Source organism: Vibrio sp. 05-20-BW147 (assembly GCF_013369385.1).
In the GTDB taxonomy this organism is placed as follows: Bacteria; Pseudomonadota; Gammaproteobacteria; order Enterobacterales; family Vibrionaceae; genus Vibrio; species Vibrio floridensis.
On record NZ_SZTO01000002.1, the window covers coordinates 298786 to 319724 of the forward strand.

At 46.7% G+C, this 20939-nt stretch carries 18 protein-coding genes; 5 read left to right on the forward strand and 13 right to left on the reverse strand.

Annotated elements, in window-relative coordinates; translation table 11 throughout:
- Positions 1-263: 263 nt before the first annotated feature.
- A complete protein-coding gene (gene ihfA, locus FC652_RS02655) occupies positions 264-551 on the forward strand; it encodes an integration host factor subunit alpha (protein WP_011080242.1) in 288 nt (95 codons plus the stop codon).
- 97 nt (positions 552-648) lie between these two features.
- Here the strand turns inward: ihfA and FC652_RS02660 are convergent, their stop codons facing one another.
- Complete coding sequence (locus FC652_RS02660; protein WP_176297376.1) at positions 649-1425, reverse strand: phosphoribosylglycinamide formyltransferase; 777 nt, start codon at positions 1423-1425, stop codon at positions 649-651.
- A gap of 289 nt (positions 1426-1714) precedes the next feature.
- On the opposite strand from FC652_RS02660, the gene FC652_RS02665 reads away from it, so the two are divergent.
- On the forward strand, positions 1715-2368 hold the full coding sequence (locus FC652_RS02665) for a thiopurine S-methyltransferase (protein ID WP_080536307.1): 654 nt from the start codon (positions 1715-1717) through the stop codon (positions 2366-2368).
- Between the two features lie 52 nt (positions 2369-2420).
- On the opposite strand, the gene purT is transcribed toward FC652_RS02665, so the two are convergent.
- The 7 genes from purT to FC652_RS02700 form a co-directional block, all read right to left on the reverse strand.
- Positions 2421-3596: a formate-dependent phosphoribosylglycinamide formyltransferase gene (gene purT, locus FC652_RS02670; protein ID WP_176297377.1), complete on the reverse strand. Its 1176-nt coding sequence runs from the start codon at positions 3594-3596 to the stop codon at positions 2421-2423.
- A 131-nt stretch (positions 3597-3727) separates the two neighbouring features.
- Complete coding sequence (gene cdd, locus FC652_RS02675; RefSeq protein WP_176297378.1) at positions 3728-4615, reverse strand: cytidine deaminase; 888 nt, start codon at positions 4613-4615, stop codon at positions 3728-3730.
- A 347-nt stretch (positions 4616-4962) separates the two neighbouring features.
- Positions 4963-5142, reverse strand: a complete 180-nt coding sequence (locus tag FC652_RS02680; RefSeq protein WP_176297379.1) for a hypothetical protein — start codon at positions 5140-5142, stop codon at positions 4963-4965.
- Positions 5143-5315: 173 nt separating this feature from the next.
- On the reverse strand, positions 5316-6305 hold the full coding sequence (locus FC652_RS02685; RefSeq protein WP_255199120.1) for a J domain-containing protein: 990 nt from the start codon (positions 6303-6305) through the stop codon (positions 5316-5318).
- 92 nt (positions 6306-6397) lie between these two features.
- On the reverse strand, positions 6398-7063 hold the full coding sequence (locus FC652_RS02690; RefSeq protein ID WP_176297380.1) for an OmpA family protein: 666 nt from the start codon (positions 7061-7063) through the stop codon (positions 6398-6400).
- 87 nt (positions 7064-7150) lie between these two features.
- On the reverse strand, positions 7151-7840 hold the full coding sequence (locus FC652_RS02695; protein ID WP_176297381.1) for a DUF2786 domain-containing protein: 690 nt from the start codon (positions 7838-7840) through the stop codon (positions 7151-7153).
- A gap of 146 nt (positions 7841-7986) precedes the next feature.
- A complete protein-coding gene (locus FC652_RS02700) occupies positions 7987-8676 on the reverse strand; it encodes a DUF3334 family protein (protein WP_176297382.1) in 690 nt (229 codons plus the stop codon).
- Positions 8677-8887: 211 nt separating this feature from the next.
- Here FC652_RS02700 and FC652_RS02705 point away from each other — a divergent pair, with 211 nt between their 5' ends.
- The 3 genes from FC652_RS02705 (at position 8888) to FC652_RS02715 (ending at position 14286) form a co-directional block, all read left to right on the forward strand.
- Entirely contained in the window at positions 8888-11923 is a 3036-nt protein-coding gene (locus FC652_RS02705) for an FAD-binding and (Fe-S)-binding domain-containing protein (RefSeq protein ID WP_176297383.1), read from the forward strand.
- 89 nt (positions 11924-12012) lie between these two features.
- A complete protein-coding gene (locus tag FC652_RS02710; protein WP_176297384.1) occupies positions 12013-12474 on the forward strand; it encodes an isoprenylcysteine carboxylmethyltransferase family protein in 462 nt (153 codons plus the stop codon).
- Positions 12475-12648: 174 nt separating this feature from the next.
- Positions 12649-14286, forward strand: a complete 1638-nt coding sequence (locus tag FC652_RS02715; protein ID WP_176297385.1) for a trypsin-like serine protease — start codon at positions 12649-12651, stop codon at positions 14284-14286.
- A gap of 104 nt (positions 14287-14390) precedes the next feature.
- On the opposite strand, the gene FC652_RS02720 is transcribed toward FC652_RS02715, so the two are convergent.
- The 5 genes from FC652_RS02720 to hutI all read right to left on the reverse strand — a co-directional run bounded on the left by FC652_RS02720 (position 14391) and on the right by hutI (position 20833).
- A complete protein-coding gene (locus FC652_RS02720; protein WP_176297386.1) occupies positions 14391-15116 on the reverse strand; it encodes a DUF3581 domain-containing protein in 726 nt (241 codons plus the stop codon).
- A gap of 186 nt (positions 15117-15302) precedes the next feature.
- Complete coding sequence (hutH, locus tag FC652_RS02725; protein WP_176297387.1) at positions 15303-16844, reverse strand: histidine ammonia-lyase; 1542 nt, start codon at positions 16842-16844, stop codon at positions 15303-15305.
- Positions 16845-16849: 5 nt separating this feature from the next.
- Entirely contained in the window at positions 16850-18547 is a 1698-nt protein-coding gene (hutU, locus tag FC652_RS02730; RefSeq protein WP_176297388.1) for a urocanate hydratase, read from the reverse strand.
- Positions 18548-18609: 62 nt separating this feature from the next.
- A complete protein-coding gene (hutG, locus tag FC652_RS02735) occupies positions 18610-19620 on the reverse strand; it encodes a formimidoylglutamase (RefSeq protein WP_176297389.1) in 1011 nt (336 codons plus the stop codon).
- Positions 19613-20833 (reverse strand): imidazolonepropionase, encoded by a 1221-nt coding sequence (gene hutI, locus FC652_RS02740; protein WP_176297390.1) that lies wholly within the window; start codon positions 20831-20833, stop codon positions 19613-19615. The genes hutG and hutI overlap by 8 nt, the downstream gene beginning before the upstream one ends.
- Positions 20834-20939 lie beyond the last annotated feature (106 nt).

Below are 20939 nucleotides of genomic sequence, written 5' to 3' on the forward strand. Positions count from 1 at the left end.
GCAATTTTGCTTTGATTTGGTTTTTTAATCTTTATAAGTGTTTGCTTTATTACATTTTTTGTTGAATTGCTTCAAAAATTGACACTCTAGCGCTGCCTTTTTGAATTCAATGCGCGATTTAGATCAAATAAAAAGTTGGCGTAAATCAGAAGCTTGGCATACACTTTCCGTTGTAAGCCCGATATGTTGTTGATTGGTAGGGCAAATTGCTTTGGCGCTACCCATTGTGTAGCAAGGTATAACTTAGCTTTGAGGAAAGTTTTATGGCGCTCACAAAAGCCGATTTGGCAGAGAACCTGTTTGAAAAACTAGGATTTAGTAAACGGGACGCCAAGGACACGGTTGAAGTGTTTTTTGAAGAAATTCGCAAGGCACTAGAAAATGGCGAGCAGGTAAAGCTATCAGGTTTTGGTAACTTTGATCTACGAGATAAGAACGAGAGACCTGGTCGTAACCCTAAAACCGGTGAAGACATTCCAATTACTGCACGACGCGTTGTCACTTTCAGACCAGGCCAGAAGCTAAAAGCTCGTGTCGAAAATCTGAAATAGTAATGGAACTATGAATACAGAAAGACCACGCATTGCGTGGTCTTCGTTTTTCAGCGGTATCTAACTTATTTGCTTATTTGCTTATTTGCTTAAGCGCTTAAGCCGCTTCCAAGTGTGTGGTTAAATAAGGTTGCCACGCTTGTTGGTAAAGATCTTTTGAGTGGCTTCTTAGTCGTTTAATGGTCGCCAACTCGACATCATTCAGTGAACGCGTTTCACTTGCTGCTTGTCTCTCCATCATTTGAATTTGCTGATATAAATCGTGTTCAGGGCCACTTTTAACATCTGCAATCGCTTTCAAGTGCAATTGGACTTCTGCAACTAAGTTGGTCTTTGGTAGTTGTACCAGCAGGTTGAGGTCACGATACCCAGACTCACCTGGGCTCTTAAAGCGGTTTTTCACTTTGACGATGTGTGTTTCTCGCTCTAAAGCCTCGTAGGCACTAACAAGGCTTGCTACGTCATCGGCTACAATGGTTGCTCTAGCGAGGTCAGTAATGCGTTCTGGTTGATTATTAAGTTCCAAAGCAATTTTCTGTTTCGCGCGTTGTTGTGATTTCACGCCTGCAAAATAGGGCTGAGTATCCGTCAACAGTGCGGTGCTCTTTACGATGGTTTCGAGCTCAAATTGCGCTTGGTGCGCTTTACTATAAAGCACGTCAAAATCAGTGTAGGGTTGAAGTGGTTGCGTATCAGTGGATTGAATGCCGTATAAACCACTCAAGCTGTGTTTAAACAGTTTTGAGCACACTTCATTTTGGCTTGTTTCGCGCTGTTTTTCTTGGTTCGATGGCGCGGTGGGAATGGCTGCAAACGCAGGTGCACGGCTTAGTACCAAAAGCATCAATGCGGTAGTACGAAGAAATAAGCTCATTCACTCTCCTTAACTTGCGTTGTTTTAGTAAACGGGGAGTCAAAAGGTCTAAAACACAGTCAAGTTACTTAAGTTATGGGGGCGCACTGTCAGGAAACAATCAAGATAAGTGTATATGTTTCTCTTATGTGCGCAGTGTCACACACTGCATAATCCCCAGATTTCAGTCATACACTCTACATTCCAAGGATTAACTTAATATGAACGAAAACCACTTTTCACTGTTTTCAATGTTAATTATTGGTTAGGCTATGGCGCAGGTCAGTTCAAAAGAAAGATACAGATAACGATGAGAGATGCAGAATTTTGGCACAACAAATGGGCCAGCAACCAAATTGGCTTCCATTTGGAAGACGTTAATCCATTATTGACCCGTTTTTGGTCTGCGTTGGCGCCGAAGCGAGAAGAAACGGTTTTGGTTCCACTTTGTGGCAAAACAGAAGACCTGGCGTGGTTGGCAACGAAACATGATCACGTTGAAGGTGCTGAACTCAGTTTGATTGCCGTGCGATCGTTTTTTGCAGAGCACTTCTACACTCCGACGGTGACTCCGATTTCCGGCCAACATGAGCTCTATCAGTTTGATGAGTTGTCTATTTACGCGGGGGATTTTTTCACCGCTCCGCTCAGTAAAGCAGATTTGATATACGACCGTGCAGCTCTGATTGCGTTGCCTGAAGAGATGCGAGTGGAGTATGTACAACGCATTCGTGGTCTATTAAATCCTGGCGGGCGTATTTTACTGGTGAGTTTAGATTACCCTCAGCAAGAGATGTCTGGCCCTCCGTTTTCGGTCACTCAAAAAGAGATAGAACACTTATTTGCAGGCATGCGTGTGACACGTTTGCATCAAAACATCGCGGATGAACATCATCCCAAAATTGCAAAACAAGGCTTAAGCCGCTTTAGCGAAGAAGTCTACGTTATTGAAAGCGATAAATAACAAAGGGTAGCGTGAGCTACCCTTTTTAATCGGCTGAATCGAAAAACGATCTTCAGTAAGTCACTTTGATTTTCTTAGCACTTTCTATTGCTGCATCCACCGCTTTCTCTGTGCTAGAACGACGTGTCAACACAACACCTAAACGACGACGGCCATTAATATCGGGTTTGCCAAACAGACGCAACTGGGTTTGAGGTTGTTCAAGCGCGTCAGACATTCCGTCAAAGCGAATGTTCTGTGATTGACCATTGCCCAAAATCACCGCTGAAGCGGAAGGGCCGTATTGAACAATCTTGTTCACTGGCATGCCAGTAAATGCACGAACGTGGAGAGCAAATTCAGACATTTCTTGTGAAATCAGTGTCACTAGCCCGGTATCGTGTGGGCGAGGGGAGACTTCGTTGAAGATCACCTTGTCACCTTTTACAAAAAGTTCTACACCGAAAATACCGTAGCCACCTAACGCATTGACTACCTGTTCTGCTGTGTATTCGGCAGCTTTGATGGCATTTTCAGACATCTGCTGTGGTTGCCAAGATTCACGATAATCCCCATCTTCTTGTCGATGGCCAATAGGAGCACAGAAATGCACGCCATCAACTGCGCGAACGGTGAGTAGAGTGATCTCGTAATCGAAGTTGATGAAGCCTTCGACAATCACTCGTCCAGCGCCAGTGCGACCGCCTTCTTGAGCGTATTGCCATGCTTTCTCTATATCGGCTGGAGATTTAATGACGCTTTGCCCTTTGCCAGAAGAGCTCATCACGGGTTTCACAACGCAAGGAATTGACACGGCTTCAACGGCTTCGACAAATTGCTGATAGTTGTCTGCAAAGCGGTATGGTGAGGTAGTGAGGCCAAGCTCTTCTGCCGCTAGACGACGGATCCCTTCACGGTTCATTGTAAGTTTGGTTGCTTTTGCACTAGGCACCACGTTTAAGCCTTGTTCCTCGAGCTCTACCAACTTGTCCGTTGCGATAGCCTCAATCTCTGGAACTACAAACGCAGGTTGTTCTGCGGCGATAACTTTTTCTAGCTCGCTTGCATCTAACATGTCGAAAACATAACTGCGGTGTGCTACTTGCATCGCGGGTGCATCAGGGTAGCGATCACAGGCAATCACTTCCAGCCCAAGACGTTGGCATTCGATCGCCACCTCTTTACCGAGTTCACCAGAGCCCAAAAGTAATACGCGTGTAGCGCTTTCGCGAGTCGCGGTACCGAACATAGTGCTTCCTTTAAAAAGTAATCAGAGAGAATAAAATTGCCGCCGATCATACTCAATTTAACCTGCAAAGCAAACGTTTGCTTTGTGATTTTAAAGAAAGCCCTACGTAAAGTAGGGCTGACGACATATCACTATAAGCTGAGATAACTCACTGGAATATCGGGGTTTAAAGCTTCCAGTGTTGACTGGGTACATGCTAAGTGACTAATTTTGCCTTTATGGCTTTCAACAAGCGCGGCAGACTGAATATTTTCAAATCTCTCACCCGCGAGAAGCAATTGAATTAATGCCACTTGCAGTGGTGGAAGACTTGGGTTGAAAGCCGCATTTTCAGCGTATGCACCCAGATAAACGCGTCCACTTTCAGTTTGCAATGCCACACCGCTCAAGTTGTGCGTATAAGGTGCATGACTACAGTTCATTGCTTCAACCGCACGTTGCATTAAGGCATCATCATCTTCAGTGGTGAAGCCATGATGGACTTGGCTCATTAATGCAGATTCGATGCCCAAATCTGATGGGCCAAATGAATCTGGCAGATAGTCGTGTAGTTTCTTTTCTTCGCGCTCTGGCAATTGAATCTTAAGCTCTTTGGCACCAGATAACTCATTCATGAACTGACGGCAGTGACCACAAGGGCTGAAATTAATGGTGATGTCTGAAAGACCTTGCTCGCCTTTCATCCATGCATGGCTGATAGCCGATTGTTCAGCATGAACCGTTTGTCCAAGTTGGACCCCATCAAACTCCATGTTAGCGCCAAAATAAAGAGCACCTGATAGGCCACGAACGATCGCACCAACATAAAACTCAGAGATGGGCGCGTAAGAATAGGCAGCAGCAAAAGGAAGTAGCGCCACGCGCAATTGGTTGTCAGTCATCCCTGTTTGCTTGAGTAACTCATCAAACTGAGCTGTTGAAAGGGATGCATCAAAATCAGCAGCCAAAATGATAGGCGCTAAGTGGCGTGAAAGTGATTCTGGTGCGCTTGCCAGCGCGTTCTCAAAGCGACTCTTCATAGTGAATCCTTGTAATTGCATGGAAGGTTATTCTATGCAAGAACGAAAACTATTCAGTGATCTGCGTCACCATAAGTAATGTAACGCATGTTTGTATTTCATAATTAGAGTGATGTCACAAATGTATTCGATTGCACAATGTCCCCAAAAGATAGCCGATAGCAATCAACTAGGCGAATCGTTAGCCAATCAAATATATAAACCTAGAAAATGACGATCGTAAATGTTGGCTTTGGATCGTTGTAATAGACAAAAAAATACCCTCAGGAAACTGAGGGTAAGAAGGAAACATTTCGTTATTTGTTCAGTCCGTGATCGTGTTTTAGTCGCCACGAAAAGAGTATTTTTTAGAGGATGGCTTGACGTTCTCTCATTTGTTGCTCACCGATGTTGAACAGTCTTACATCAATTTTTGCAATGTCATTGCATTCTTGGCATGAATGATGGCTTTTTCCATCTAAATAATCATGGCGTGTTAGCATTCTTGGTTTTTTGCACCAGTCGCAGGTGCCTTCAATGGTAAACATCTCTATTCTCCCCACCTAGCTATTATTGCAGGTGTCATTTTTGCCTGTGTATTATGCCATAACTTTTCTATGGATGTTAAATGTCTGTAAACGAAAAATGAGAAGGAGATCGATTGCTATCCTATATAAAACGGGTGATTCAGCTTTTGATGGTACTATCACTAATGTTTGATTTACCTACTTGTAACATTTTGTAATAAAACTTTTAGCGCGCCATTCAAACGCTTCATTTCTTCTTCACTACCTTGAGCGTCGGGATGATAAAGTTTGGATAGCTGGCGAAAGCGTATTTTGATCGACTTTTCATCAGGGATATTGCTTGGCAGATAGCCAAACATGGCGCAGGCGAGAGCGAGTTTGTGATTTTTGTTTTGCGATTGGATCTTTTTGTATTCATTAAAAACTTTCTCAAGCTGTCTTTTTAGTTGCTTATTATTGAACTGTTGGTTTTTTAGCTCTTTTTCTAGCATTAAATGTTGATCAATTTGCTGAGTTAAACGACGCTTGCGCACTGCCCGTGCGATGGTGACTAAAGCGATAATGGTCAGTAAGATCACAAGCACCCACCAATCTTTATAGATAGGGAAGAGCAGAGAACTCTCCTCCTGATGCAGCTCTGTCGTGAAAGAGGGGTCGCTTGGTTCAGCCAATGCACTATCCAACTGTGAAATCGCGGAAACTTGTTTGGCTCGAAGTTGATTGAACTTCAGTTCTAAGATGCGATTGTATTCGGCGTCAGCTTTTTCATTCTGTTTCGCGGTTAAGCCAAACCAAAGCTGAGCTAAGTCGAGATGGCTAAATTGCTGACCTTCTTTCTCAAACAAAGCACCCAACTGCAATAGCGCTTGTTGATTGCCTTGCAAAGCGGCATGAAGATACCAATTGGCGGCTTGCTTAACATCGACAGAAGTGCCTAAACCTTGCTCGAAAGATTGAGCAAGTTTGAACTGGGCGGGTTCATAGCCTAAATCAGCAGATTGTTGATACCAATAGAGCGCATCAACGGCTGAGCCATCAGTTTGGTGTTTTTCTAGTTGAACTGCGAGTTGATATTGCGCTTTGGGATCTTGCTGTTTGGCTTTTACAGTCAGTTCTTGCGTGGTGTCAGCAAGGGTGTTTGCGGTGAATAATAGGCCAAGACAAAACGAAAAAAGAGTGCGCAAAATAGGATCTCTAGAGTTCAGGTTCAGCCCAAATTATAGACTGAACCTGAAGCGAAATCAGCAGTTAAGCGAAAATCGCTTGTTGCGTGCGATTATTTTAAAGGGAGGATTTGAATCTCAACGCGACGGTTACATGCACGGCCTTCTGCGGTGCTGTTGGTGCAAAGTGGGTAGCGCTCGCCATTGCCTCTTGCAACTGCACGACCGGCAGCAACGTTTTGTGAAATTAGGAAGCTACGCACGGATTCAGCGCGACGCTCTGAGAGAATTTGATTAGAGTTATCGTTACCTGTGCTGTCGGTGAATCCGTCAATCACAAGGCTAGTATCAGGGTACTCAACCAGTATGCGAGCGACGCCTTTTAACGTGTTGTGTATGCCGCTATCAAGTGCGTAGGAACCTGAACTAAAGCCAATACCGTTTTCCAAACGCAGCAGCAATTGATTCTCACCCACACGTTCAACCTGAACGCCAGAATTAAGCAGCTCTTGGCGTAGAGCTTGTTCTTGCTGGTCAAAGTAGTAGCCAACACCACCACCAATAGCGGCTCCGCCGGCTGCGCCGATCAGAGCACGTTTACCACGATCTTTTTTGTCGCCAGTTGCCGCACCGGCTACTGCGCCTGCAATCGCGCCAATGAGTGCGCCTTTGGTGGCTGAGTTGGTTTCAGATTCGCCAGTGGTTGCATTCTGACGTTGCGTTGCCTGACATCCGCTTAGAGTCAGAAGAATTGCTAAAGCAATAGAAACTTTTTTCAAAGTCATCTCTCCATGTACATTCAGAGGCTAACTGCTGCCTCCGTGCGGATTATTCAGCAAGTCAATGAGAGAAATGTCAGTGTAAGGTTATCTTTTTTCGATTTGTTTCATCGCTTGCGCACCGCCAACCGGGCGATTAACTGATATTTTGCGTCCTTTTTTTAAGCCTACTTCGTAATCGGCAGTGAGATTTTTCATCGCCTCACGCAATTGCTGCTTAAAAGTTTCACGATCGATGTTTTGGAACTCTTTATCGATATAGCTGTTGATTTTGTTCGCTGACTCTTCATCGGGTGTGATCTCCGGTAGTTTTTCCAACGCACCTTCCACCCAGCCAGAGACAAATGAGTTGACTCGGCGTGTTACCTCAAGAGAAGAGGTTCCAGATCCTGCGAAGCTATTGCGGAATTGACCTGTACTTTCGTTCATTTCACGGTAAATAATGTCAAAGGCGAAAGCAGCGAAAATCGCTCGGTCAGCCTCACCAATAAACTCCAAGCGTTTGAGTCCTTTATGGTTAAGCAATACCGCTTCCACACCAAATTTGGTATTGATGCCGCGAATAACACGCAACAAGACGGAACTGATACTCGCAGGCAGAAGATGGGTAGACTGAGTTTTGCCCATTTTGATGAACTCGATATCATCTTTATCGAGACCATACTTGAGCATCAATCGATGCGCCATCTTAATCGCGTTGGCCGCTTCGTTGACGTTGGCGGAGTTGCCTAGCTCTAGGCATTTGGCAATTTTCTTCAGCGCTTTTTGTTTATCCATAGACAATGGCAAAAACCTAACTCAATCAGCAAAGTCGGACATCATACCTTTTTTCCGACAAAATTTGAATCCTTGCGAAAGGTATGGCGATAAAAAGCCGTGCCTCAGTGGACACGGCTATAGCAGTCGAGATGTTGCGAAGAGTTTTAGATGCCCAGTTCGTCAAGCAAGTCTGAGGTAATGTCTAACTCCTCTGCTGATGAGTTACTCTCTGCTTTCTTGCCGAGCATGTTTGCTTGTGCCGCTTCTAAAATATCATCTGGGTTTTCATCTTCTGCGACTTCAAAATCTTCAAGCTGAATAAATTCAGTTTTATCCATCGCAAGCTCTAAGTAGAAGATATTGTTGTTAGCGGTGGAAAAGGTAACGCGACGTGCCTGTGGTCGGTCTAGGTTGGTATCCACCGAAAGAATAACTTGTTTGTTCAGAGACAACATCTTAGGTTGGTTTTGGGTGATGTTGGTTTGCAGCTCTTTGCGAATTTTATTGGTGAAATCGCCGACTAACTGGTTCATCAGTTCACCCAACACATCACCCACTTCATCGGAGGTGTGCAACACGGCCAGTTCTTCTTCTGGCATGCCCATATTACGCATGTAATTGGTGTAAATCTCTAATGCTGCTTTTGCGGTAAAGTTAATGACGACGAGGCCAGTAAAACCGCCATCAAAAAGAACGAAACAGCCGAAATCAGGCTTTAGACTGGTTTTGTTGATTTTCTGCACCATTGCAGAATAGTGAATTTGAGAAGAAGTGGCAGAAGTGAGCACTCCAGATACGGACTGACACAGTTTTAACAAGATATCTTCGGTCGTAACGACTCTGTTTTTTTTCATTATCAATGCTCTGTTTAAGTTCTTTACATATGGTCTTTCAATGACTTTAGGTTGGTATCGTTAGAAATGAAAGCACAACTTTCATTTTTGCATTTAGATTCTGTTTTGATCACCTTTTAAATGTTGTAAAGTGACGAAATTCAAAGATTAATTTCAAACTCTAATATAAACCCGAGGCTGATAGGATCAGTGTTGTAGGGGCAGGAAGCAAATGTTACCAAGACTTAATTCTCAATCGGATGTTGATCCCGTTGTCCTGAGTTTTCTCAAAGAACTTGAGCAAGCTGGTTTCAACGGTGATATTGAATCACACTACGCGAGTCGCCTTGCTGTGGCGACTGATAACAGCGTCTATCAGCAGCTCCCTCAAGCGGTTCTCTTACCTAAAAGTACAGAAGATGTCGCCTTGATCGCTAAGCTTAGCCTGAGTACTCAATATGAACGCATCTCCTTCTCTCCTCGAGGCGGTGGTACTGGGACCAATGGGCAATCGTTGACCAAAGGAATTGTGGTTGATATGTCTCGTCATATGAACAAGGTTCTGGAGATCAATGAGCAAGAAGGCTGGGTGCGTGTTCAAGCGGGTGTGGTAAAAGATCAGCTTAACGATGCGGTTCGACCGTATGGTTTTTTCTTTTCTCCAGATTTGTCGACCAGCAATCGTGCAACGCTGGGTGGGATGATTAATACAGATGCCTCTGGGCAAGGTTCGCTGAAATACGGCAAAACGTCCGATCATGTCTTGTCACTGCAAGCGGTTTTTGCCGATGGTTCGGTCCTCGAATCAGACCTTTCAAAAGGCTTGCCTGAGGAAGGCCAGTACGCATACCACGCTTTACAAACGACGGAAGCCGTTTGTCGAGAAAAGCGTCAGCAGATTTTAGCGAAATTCCCGCCATTGAACCGCTTTCTAACCGGTTATGATTTAAAGAATGCAATTGAAGAACAAACCGGAGAGTTTAATTTTACTCGGGTACTCTGTGGTGCCGAAGGTTCATTGGCGTTCATCACTGAAGCCAAACTCAACCTTACACCGATTCCTAAAGCGCGCACGCTCGTAAATGTAAAATACAACAGTTTCGACGCCGCGCTACGTAATGCGCCCTTTATGGTTGAGGCAAAAGCACTGTCTGTTGAAACCGTCGATTCCAAAGTTCTGAATCTCGCTAAACAAGACATTGTTTGGCACAGCGTGAGTGATTTGATTACTGATGTACCAGGTCAGGAAATGCTCGGTTTGAACATGGTGGAATACGCAGGTGAAAATGAGTTGGAAGTGGCAGAGCAAGTTGCTGCGCTGACCTGCAAACTCGACAGCATGCTGGAACACGGTGAAGCCGGCATTATTGGTTATCAAGTGTGTAACGACGTGGCTAGCTTGGGGCGTATCTACAACATGCGTAAGAAAGCGGTAGGGTTACTTGGCGCTGCAAAAGGGCGAGCCAAACCAGTCGCATTTGCGGAAGATACCTGTGTGCCACCAGAAAACTTGGCCGATTTTATTGCTGAGTTTCGCCAGCTGCTGGACAGTAAAAATCTCGAATACGGCATGTTTGGCCACGTGGATGCGGGTGTGCTCCATGTGCGCCCTGCGCTTGACCTTTGTGATCCTAAACAAGAGTTGCTGATGCATGAAGTCTCAGATGAAGTGGTCAAGCTTGTCGCAAAATACGGTGGTTTAATGTGGGGTGAGCACGGCAAGGGTTTTCGCTCAGAATATGGCCCGGAGTTTTTTGGCCAAGAGCTGTTTACCGAGCTAAGACGTATTAAAGCGGCGTTCGATCCTCACAATAAAATGAACCCAGGTAAGATCTGTACCCCGCTTGGTAGTGATGCAGAACTTGTTAAAGTCTCTGGCACCAAGCGTGGGTACTTTGACCGACAAATCGATGTCAAAGTCCGTGATAGCTTCAAACAGGCAATGGAATGTAATGGCAATGGCTTGTGTTTTAACTACGACACGAGCTCACCCATGTGTCCTTCGATGAAAGTCACTGCAGACAGACGCCATTCGCCAAAAGGTCGTGCAGGTTTGGTTCGTGAATGGTTGCGCCAGCTGACTGAGCAGGGCATTGATATTTTGGATTTGGAAGCTCAAACCCTACAGGGTTCTCCGACCATTAAGAACATGCTTGATCGAGTCCGTAATCGAATTAATCAGCGTCATGAGTACGACTTCTCTCATGAAGTGTATGAGGCTATGAATGGTTGTTTGGCGTGTAAAGCGTGTGCCAGCCAATGCCCGATTAAAGTCGATGTACCAAGTTTCCGTTCCCGTTTCCTCAATATTTATCACAGCCGTTATCAGCGTCCGGCGAAAGATTATCTGGTTGCCAATATCGAGACGTTACTACCGATTATGGCGAAAGCACCGCAACTGATTAATGGTGTGATCGGTCAGCCTTGGGTAGAACGCTTGACCGAGAAAACTGTGGGCTATGTGGATACGCCTTTGTTATCTGTGCCGACATTGAAGCAACGACTTTCTGCGTTGAAAACCTTTGACTTGCAACAGCTCAAGGGGTTGTCGAGCGAGGAAAAACGCCATCATGTGTTGGTCGTTCAGGATCCGTTTACCAGCTATTATGATGCGCAAGTGGTAGAAGATTTTACGACGCTTGCGATTAAACTGGGTAAAACGCCGGTGTTACTGCCATTTAAACCCAACGGAAAAGCGCAACACATTAAAGGTTTCTTGAAGCGCTTTGGACAAACTGCCGGGAATACAGCAACATTTCTACAAATGGTGGCGGACTTAGAGATCCCAATGGTGGGTGTTGATCCCGCGCTGGTACTCTGTTATCGCGATGAGTACAAAGAGATTTTGGGCGATAAACGGGGTGATTTTGAGGTATTAACTGCTCATGAATGGTTATTGCCACGTCTTGCTGAGTTTAATACTGAGACGAAAACGGTTGATGAGCCTTGGTACTTGTTTGCCCACTGTACAGAAAAAACCAAGCTACCCAATGCGGAAAAAGAATGGGGAAGGATCTTTGCTCACTTTGGCGCTCAACTAAATACTGTCCCCGTTGGCTGCTGTGGTATGGCGGGAACATTTGGCCACGAAAGTGACAAGCTACAAATGTCGAAAGATATTTATGGCCTTAGTTGGAAACCGAGCTTGGATTTGTTGCCCAAAGATCGCTGTTTAATTACTGGCTATTCCTGTCGTTCCCAAGTAAAACGTTTCGAAGGTATTCAGCCGCAGCATCCAGTTCAAGCGTTACTTGGAATGTTGCAGTAATCAATATCAAACCCAGCGCTCTGCTGGGTTTTTTATCGATGTAACGCATATTCTGACTTGAGAAGTTCAAGCTTTGGTAGGAGCCAAAAATGGACAAATTGGAGTTAAAAGTGCCACCGGTGGCGGTATTTTTGTTGGTTATGTTAGTGATGTATTTGATCTCAATGAGTCTACCGTCGCTGACGTTCACAATTGTCGGTTACCAATGGTTCGCAGGTGCGTTGTTTGCGGTTTCTGGTGTGGTGGGCCTTTCTGGCGTGCTCGAGTTTCGCCGTGCAAAAACAACGGTAAATCCAATAAAACCAGAAAGTGCTAGTTCAGTAGTTTCGAGCGGAATCTTTCGTTACAGCAGAAACCCGATGTACCTTGCCTTGCTATTGTTACTTCTCGCTTATGCTCTTTGGTTACAAAACGGCCTGGCGTTTGTCGGATGTCCTTTGTTTGTGATTTATATGAACCGCTTTCAAATACGTCCGGAAGAAAGAGCGTTAGAGCGTCTTTTTGGCCCAACGTTTTTAGACTATAAAAATCAAGTCAGGCGTTGGTTCTGACTATTTCAATAAAGCACTAATGTAGAAAATGTTAATTTTCAACAGCGTGAAATAGGTCTATAAAATACAACGAAACTTTGTATTCATTCGTTCTATCTATTGATGGCTTGGGATATCATCCTCACATCTCGTTAAAAATACAAATCATTAACGTCATGTTGTAAGGAAATTTCGATGACCCGTCCAAGTAAACTCTCACCAGTATTTGCCTCGGCGATAGCATTGGCAAGTTGTCATGTTATAGCCCAAGAACCATCTATAACCCCAATCAATTCACTTGAACGTACAAGCCGTATAATTGGTGGTACTACCGCACCTGCAGAAAAATGGCCATTTATGGCGGCGGTTGTGAGTAAGGGCTACAAGGGTGGCAAAGGTCAGTTTTGTGGTGCCAGTTTCATTGGCTCTCGGTATGTCCTGACGGCAGCACACTGTTTGGATGCGACGCTGGGTGATGACATCGAAGTGATCATCGGCCAGCAGGACTTGTCTGCAGCGACGAGTGAACAGCGGCTTTCGGTACGTAAAGTATATATTCATGAAGAGTATGATGGTGCGGCTCAGGGAAACGACATCGCCATACTCGAACTGAGCGAAGCTTACGAAGGTCCTGCAGTGACACTTGCAGAATTTAACCTAAGAGACGAACTTGCGGCTGGTCAAGCTCTCACCGTAATGGGCTGGGGGGATCAAGACCCAACGGATGAGTTCAGAAAAGCAACTCAGTTACAACAGGTCAACGTAGAACTGATTGATCAGCAAGTCTGCAAAAACGTACCAGCGCTGGGCTACGATAAAATCACGGAAAACGCATTCTGCGCGGGTGTGGTGCAGGGAGGAAAAGACTCCTGTCAAGGTGACAGTGGTGGTCCGATTGTCGTCATGGATGGAGGACAATACAAACAACTGGGTATCGTCAGCTGGGGTGATGGCTGCGCGGTGGCAGGCAAATACGGTGTGTATGCCAATGTCAGTTATTACGCAAACTGGATTGCAGCGAAAACCAAAGGTCTGAGTTACGATCAGCATGTTTATGCAGGTATCCTCGGAAAAGGTGCTCAGAGTACGACACTAACGTACCAAAACAATACTGAGAGTGAGTTGATTCTGTCGAATCTAACAAGGGGTCAGGGTGTCACAGTTGACAATAATAGCTGTATTCAACCCTTACCGGTGGGAGATAAGTGCGAGGTAACAGTAAGCTATAACGTTGCTGGCGATGGAGACTTTTCTTTTAATGTCACTATGGATAGTTCACAAGGGATTGGTTCTGTAAGTTCACAAGTGCATTATCAATCTTATCCAGTGGCAAGTTCACCTTTGTCGGATTGGGTGAGCGAGCAAGTACCAAATCAGCAACTGTCCGTTTTTAGCCAAGCCAACGGGTGGCAACGAACGAGTACAGGTATTGTATCAAGCGTGATTAGCGATGATCAGTACTCTACTTTTGCGATTTCAGGAATCGCTAAAGGGCAAGTGGCTCTGGACTTAGCGGTCTCATCGGAAGAAGACTATGATGAACTGAAAGTCTTTGTGAATGGACGGCTAGAGTTATCAGCAAGTGGTGAGCAAGAAGGGACAGTTTCATTCGTGTTGCCACGTGAGAAGAACGTCGTTGAAGTGGTTTATGTGAAAGATAAGGTAGGAAGTGGAGGGGAAGATCGTGGTTACTTAAATGGCATCCGTTACAGCTCTTCGCTGATTTTGCCATCAGTAATACAGCCTAGCTTCTCTACAGGTAGCGGCGGTGGGAGCTTAGGCTGGTTGTCGCTCATCGCTTTGCTGGTTTTGGCAAGACGCAAACAATCATAGCACCAAGTGTTCAAAACAGGCCTCGATGCAGGCCTGTTTACTGTCATAGAAAAAAGGGAGCCTATATTAAGCTCCCTTTTTGCATTCGTTGTTCTTTACGTTATTTATGCCGCTTGCGCAAACTGCTGCAAAAAGGCTTCTTTACGTTCGTTAAAGCGGTTAACCAAGTCATCAACAGCATCTTGGTCATAAGGCTTTAGGCCGCTGGCTACCATGCGTTTAACCCCTCGTCCAACGACTTCACCATCTTCTTTGAACGCGAAGTTAAGGGTGACAACACCACGTTTCCCATCGACATCAAAGGTCGCGCCAGTAAATGCCACCTCTGGGTGAGAAAGATCCAGACGTTCAAATTCGACTTCCATGCTTTCGTAAATCACCAGAGGACGCTGGCAATTGATCATCATCTGTTGCTCTTCCATCAGAGGAACCATGATGTGTGGGAAGTTCATGCCTGAGAACTGAACATAGTTGGTCACCACATGCTCAATGAAAGCCGCATCGCGATTCACGTCGCCTTCGCGACTCATGTGCAGGTACTCTTTACCTGCAGCATCAACTACGGCACTCTCTTTCGCACACTTATTTTCAATGTGAAGAGCCACACCATCGTTGACCATGCCAGAAAAGTCGAAACGCATTTTTTGGCTGACGCCTTCTTTGCTGAGCAGTACGGCAAACAAAAGATCGCCAGGTACGCAGAAGCGCTTGCTGTCTTCATCATGGATTGGGTTATAGTCTCCCGCGACTTTTTTTGCAAAGTGGCTTGCTTGCTCGCGAGTGAACTGGAATTGATGGTTATTGCTTGAAAAATAAGGTGTTAGAAACATATGTCGTATGATATAGCCAAAACTGTGGCTGATTATACGCTATGAGAACAGATTCAATGGTCCATCCAGTGTGAAAGTTCAATATTTGTTCACAGATTTGGGTGCAAAGTGAACGGTTTACATCTGGAAATAAGAAGCAAGAGGGCAAGTTATGCCCTCTTGTGGTTATGGTTGGCTTATCCGTGATTAGAGAACACTCGGTAACAGCGCTTCTGGCATCAGCACGTTGTGCACGGCCTGCTTCAGCAGTGAATTGGCTTTTTCAATATCCGGAGCAAAGTAACGGTCTTTATCATAGAAACTGACTTTCTCTCGTAGCATCTGCTTTGCTTGTTCTATGCGAGGTGAGGATTTATGCGGTGCACGGAAATCCAGTCCTTGCGCCGCTGAGAGATACTCTACCGCTAAGATGCCACGTGTGTTTTCACCCATTTCACGTAAACGACGGGCAGCAAAGGTGGCCATGGACACATGATCTTCTTGGTTCGCTGACGTTGGTAAGCTATCCACGGATGCCGGATGTGCAAGGCTTTTGTTTTCACTTGCCAACGCCGCCGAGGTCACTTGCGCAATCATAAAACCAGAGTTGACTCCGCCGTTATCAACCAAAAATGGTGGCAGCTTAGAGAGTGCGCTATCAATCAGCAATGCCATGCGGCGCTCTGAGAGGCTACCGATTTCTGCAATCGCGAGAGCAAGGTTGTCTGCTGCCATCGCAACAGGCTCCGCGTGGAAGTTACCACCAGAAATGATGTCGTCATCTTCAGCAAATACGAGGGGATTGTCGGAAACCGAGTTCGACTCAACCAACAAGATCTCTGCTGAGTTACGGATCTGCTGCAGACATGCGCCCATCACTTGCGGCTGGCAACGCAACGAATAAGGGTCTTGCACCTTTTCACAGTTGCTGTGTGACTGGCCAATTTCACTACTGGTGTCCAGTAGATGACGATAGGCCATCGCAGAATCCATTTGGCTGCGGTGCCCACGCACGCGGTGAATACGCGGGTCAAAAGGACGGCGACTCCCTAGCGCAGCTTCAACTGACATTGCGCCGCAGACGGTGGCGGATGCGAAGAGGTCTTCAGCGATAAACAGACCTTCCAACGCGAAAGCTGTCGACGCCTGTGTGCCATTCAGTAGTGCCAGACCTTCTTTTGGCGCAAGCGTGATCGGTTCAAGGCCAGCAATTTTGAGGGCTTCTAGGCCTGAGATAATTTTGCCGTTGTGACGCGCTTGCCCTTCACCCAGTAGCACTGTGCTCATATGAGCCAGTGGGGCCAAATCGCCCGATGCCCCAACCGAGCCTTTTTGTGGTACACAAGGATAAACTTGCGCGTTGACCAAATCGATCAGCATTTGAATGACGTTGAGACGAATACCGGAATAACCACGGGATAGGCTATTGATTTTGAGCACCATCATCAGACGGACCGTTTCATCTGCCATGAACTCGCCGATACCCGCAGCGTGAGAAAGGACGATACTGCGTTGCAGCGTTTCAAGATCTTCTGGGGCAATGCGTGTATTGGCCAATAAGCCAAATCCAGTATTAATGCCGTAAACGGTGCGATCCTCGGCGATGACTCGTTCAACCACTTGCGTGCTCTCTTCAATAGCTGGAATCGCTGACGCATCAAGAGAAAGGTTGATCGGGGAACGACTGACTTGACGCAGTTGATTTAAGCTAAGACAACCGGGCTTTAGCGTGAGATTTAACATATCCATATTCCTTACTTCAACTTTCTCAATTCTTCGTTCAGCATCGGCAGGTCAAGACCTTGCTGCGCTGCGCACTGTTTGGCGATGTCGTAACCCGCATCGGCGTGGCGCATTACCCCCGTCGCGGGATCGTTATGCAGCACTCGGGCAATACGCGCGGACGCATCTTCTGTTCCGTCACAGCAAATCACCATTCCAGAGTGCTGTGAGAAACCCATGCCGACACCACCACCATGATGGAGTGATACCCAAGTCGCACCACCGGCGGTATTGAGGAGGGCATTGAGCAGTGGCCAGTCAGAAACCGCGTCTGAACCGTCCATCATGCCTTCCGTTTCACGGTTTGGGCTGGCGACGGAACCCGAATCTAGATGATCTCGGCCAATCACGATCGGCGCTTTTAATTCGCCATTTTTCACCATTTCATTAAATGCCTGACCTAGGCGCTCACGATCTTTCAGACCCACCCAGCAAATGCGCGCTGGTAAACCTTGGAATTGAATACGCTCGCGTGCCATGTCTAACCAATTGTGCAGATGAGGATTGTCAGGAATCAGCTCTTTCACTTTCTGGTCTGTTTTGTAGATATCTTCAGGATCGCCCGACAGTGCCGCCCAGCGGAAAGGGCCAATGCCTTCGCAGAACAAAGGTCGAATATAGGCTGGCACGAAGCCCGGGAAATCAAATGCATTCTCGACCCCTTCTTCTAGCGCCATTTGACGAATGTTATTGCCGTAATCGAGCGTGGCGGCTCCACGACTTTGCAGTTCAAGCATGGCTTTGACTTGAACCGCCATGGACTGTTTTGCGGCTTTGACGACAGCGTTTTCATCTTGCTGACGCATTTCCGCTGCGTAGGCCATACTCCAGCCTTGCGGTAAGTAGCCATTCAACGGGTCATGTGCCGAGGTTTGATCGGTGACGACATCGGGCGTGATGTTGCGCTCTACCAATTCTGCGAACACATCGGCGGCGTTACCCAGTAAGCCAACAGAGACAGGCGTGTCGGATTCTTTGACGATGGCCAGCGCTTCCTCTAGGGTGGTCGCTTTCTTATCGACATAACCCGTACGTAGGCGATAATCGATACGCGATTCGTCACATTCAACGGCAATCATCGAGAAGCCCGCCATGGTTGCAGCAAGTGGCTGCGCGCCGCCCATGCCACCAAGACCACCAGTGAGTACCCAGCGACCTTTTGCTTCACCAGCGAAGTGTTTTTTTGCAACAGCGACGAAGGTTTCGTAGGTACCCTGCACGATGCCTTGAGAGCCGATGTAGATCCAGCTGCCCGCGGTCATTTGGCCATACATCATCAAGCCTTGTTTATCGAGCTCATTGAAGTGTTCCCAGTTTGCCCAGTGTGGAACCAGGTTAGAGTTGGCGATCAGCACGCGTGGTGCATTTTTATGTGTAGGGAAGACACCCACAGGTTTACCTGATTGAACCAACAAAGTTTGGTCGTCTTCCAGGCGCTCAAGCACTTCAACAATCTTGTCGAAGCATGCCCAATTGCGTGCTGCACGCCCAATGCCGCCATACACCACTAAGGCGTGCGGATGCTCAGCCACATCAGGATCCAAATTATTCATCAGCATGCGCAATGGCGCTTCGGTCAACCATGACTTGGCTCTTAGCGTGGTGCCATGAGGGGCGCGAATGGTTCGGCTGGTGTCTAGGCGAGGATCTTGTCCTTGGCTCTGTGTCATTGTAAGACTCCTTTAATTTCACGTAGCGGTGAACTCATCGGTTCACCTGATTGTTGTTCTGTTTATTGATGTTCGAGTTTGTCGTTCATGGCGTTGGCAATGTCCCAGCACAATCTGGCCGCTAGCCGCGCTGTTTGGCTGTCGACGTCATAAGTCGGGTTGTATTCGGCAATGTCGGCCAACATTAATTTGTCTCGGTGCGCGAGGATACGATCAAGAAAGGGCGCTAAGTTGTCGTAACTGACCCCTCTTGCCGCAGGGGCACTTACACCTGGCGCGGTGGCCGCAGGGAAAACGTCTAAATCAATCGTCAGATAGAGGTAGTCGCAGTCGTCGATAAAATGCTGCAACTGGGTAAGATGGTAGTCGTGATTTACCGAGCCAAGATCTTTGTCTTCAACAAACCACACGTTGAGTTGCTCGGCACGCTCAAACAAGGCGCGCGTGTTGCTTGCCTTACTCACACCTAGGCAAGCGTAATGAAAAACCCAACCTTGTTGCTGGCAATAGTGCTGTATTTGATTGAAAGGCGTGCCTGAGCTTGGCTTGACATCGGCTTGTGAACTTGAAAAAGCGCGTAAGTCGAAATGCGCGTCGAAATTGATGATGCCAATTTTAGGGGCTTTTTCAGGATGATGCTGTTCAAAATAGCGCGCCAAACCAGAAAAGGACGCCCATGCCACTTCGTGGCCACCCCCTAGGGTAATGACAGGAACACTCGGAAGAACTTCGGCAATAATTTTGGCGCAGTGCTGCTGGCTTGATTCCAGCAGGTCGTCATCGCACACAACGGTGCCCAAGTCGTAGAGCGGATGTGGTGAATGCCACGCTAAGTTGGCTAAAGCTCGGCGGATCAAATCCGGTGATTTCTTTGCGCCAATGCGGCCTTTATTGCGCGCCACGCCCGCATCACAGGCGAAGCCAAGCAGGGCGACACCATAAGGATTTTCACCGATATGGGTATAATCGATCTGCTGCACCACATGATGAACCCGCAAACCCGCGGCACCGTCTTCTGCATCGTGGCGACCTTGCCAATGAAATTCATTATGAAGAAAAAAATGTTTACTCATCACAACACTCCTTGTGCTGCTCGAATTGACCATCAACGACTCTTGCAAAGAGACGCTGAGTTCCGACTTGATAACTGAGATCTGCGGGATGCTCGATCTGCCAGATGGCGAGATCCGCGTCATAACCTGTTTTGATTTGCCCTCGACTCTCCGCATAGCCCAATGCTTGCGCCGCATGTTGAGTGACGCCACGTAAAGCTTCTTCTGGCGTTAAACGAAAGAGGGTACAAGCCATGTTCATCATTAAAGTTAAATCACAAAATGGTGAGGTGCCGGGGTTAACATCGCTGGCAATGGCCATGGGCACACCAAACTGACGCAATAGTTCAATCGGCGGCAATTGAGTTTCACGCAGAAAATAGAACGCCCCAGGCAATAGAGTCGCGACGGTCGATGAACGGGCGAGTGCTTCGACGCCTGCTGGATCAAGAAATTCAATATGGTCAGCAGAAAGCCCCTGATAACGAGCAGTTAAAGCGGTTCCGCCCAAATTTGACAGTTGCTCTGTGTGCCCTTTGACACGCAGCCCGTGCTCGACAGCACAAGCATAGACTCTTTCTGTTTGTGCCAAATCAAACCCAATTGACTCACAAAATACGTCGACGCTGGTGGCTAACTGTTCTTCGGCCACCAGTGGGATGATCTCTTGGCAAATAAGCTCGATATAGTCGTTCGCACGGCCAGTAAATTCAGGGGGGAGGGCATGGGCGGCCAACAGTGTTGGTGTGACCTTCACCAATCGATGCTGTGATAAGGACTTTGCCACTCGCAGCATTTTGATTTCATCAACCAGTGTTAATCCATAACCCGATTTGACTTCAACCGACGTGACGCCACTGGCAAGCAAGCCATCAAGACGTGGTAGCGTTTGTTCGAGTAACTGCGCTTCACTGGCTTGGCGTGTCGCGTAAACGGTAGAAAGAATGCCGCCGCCTTGGCGAGCGATTTCTTGATAGGGAACTCCCTGCAATCGCATTTCAAATTCGTTGGACCGATTACCCGCGTAAACAAGATGTGTGTGGCAGTCGATAAGACCGGGAGTAACCAGCTTACCTTTTAGATCAATTTGCTTAGTAGCAGCCAGTGCCGTGTCAATGCCTAGATAATGGATCTTCCCCGCCTTAATGCCAATCGACATCGGCGTGCTGGGTTGATAACCCATTTCCCCTGATTGCAAAGTGACAAGGCGTGCGTTGGTAAGCAACAGATCCATGATTAAGGTTCCAATGATTTGTATTGACTAAATGTATATACAAATAAATAGGAGAAAATAACCGTTGTGACAAGGTGAATGTTGCTGAAATGTGATCAAATCGAAG

Excerpts from the sequence above, each read along its gene's own strand:
- ihfA (WP_011080242.1), top strand. The coding sequence starts at position 264 with ATGGCGCTCACAAAAGCCGATTTGGCAGAGAACCTGTTTGAAAAACTA.
- FC652_RS02660 (WP_176297376.1), bottom strand. The coding sequence starts at position 1,425 with ATGAGCTTATTTCTTCGTACTACCGCATTGATGCTTTTGGTACTAAGC.
- FC652_RS02665 (WP_080536307.1), top strand. The coding sequence starts at position 1,715 with ATGAGAGATGCAGAATTTTGGCACAACAAATGGGCCAGCAACCAAATT.
- purT (WP_176297377.1), bottom strand. The coding sequence starts at position 3,596 with ATGTTCGGTACCGCGACTCGCGAAAGCGCTACACGCGTATTACTTTTG.
- cdd (WP_176297378.1), bottom strand. The coding sequence starts at position 4,615 with ATGAAGAGTCGCTTTGAGAACGCGCTGGCAAGCGCACCAGAATCACTT.
- FC652_RS02680 (WP_176297379.1), bottom strand. The coding sequence starts at position 5,142 with ATGTTTACCATTGAAGGCACCTGCGACTGGTGCAAAAAACCAAGAATG.
- FC652_RS02695 (WP_176297381.1), bottom strand. The coding sequence starts at position 7,840 with ATGGATAAACAAAAAGCGCTGAAGAAAATTGCCAAATGCCTAGAGCTA.
- FC652_RS02700 (WP_176297382.1), bottom strand. The coding sequence starts at position 8,676 with ATGAAAAAAAACAGAGTCGTTACGACCGAAGATATCTTGTTAAAACTG.
- FC652_RS02705 (WP_176297383.1), top strand. The coding sequence starts at position 8,888 with ATGTTACCAAGACTTAATTCTCAATCGGATGTTGATCCCGTTGTCCTG.
- FC652_RS02710 (WP_176297384.1), top strand. The coding sequence starts at position 12,013 with ATGGACAAATTGGAGTTAAAAGTGCCACCGGTGGCGGTATTTTTGTTG.
- FC652_RS02715 (WP_176297385.1), top strand. The coding sequence starts at position 12,649 with ATGACCCGTCCAAGTAAACTCTCACCAGTATTTGCCTCGGCGATAGCA.
- FC652_RS02720 (WP_176297386.1), bottom strand. The coding sequence starts at position 15,116 with ATGTTTCTAACACCTTATTTTTCAAGCAATAACCATCAATTCCAGTTC.
- hutH (WP_176297387.1), bottom strand. The coding sequence starts at position 16,844 with ATGGATATGTTAAATCTCACGCTAAAGCCCGGTTGTCTTAGCTTAAAT.
- hutU (WP_176297388.1), bottom strand. The coding sequence starts at position 18,547 with ATGACACAGAGCCAAGGACAAGATCCTCGCCTAGACACCAGCCGAACC.
- hutG (WP_176297389.1), bottom strand. The coding sequence starts at position 19,620 with ATGAGTAAACATTTTTTTCTTCATAATGAATTTCATTGGCAAGGTCGC.
- hutI (WP_176297390.1), bottom strand. The coding sequence starts at position 20,833 with ATGGATCTGTTGCTTACCAACGCACGCCTTGTCACTTTGCAATCAGGG.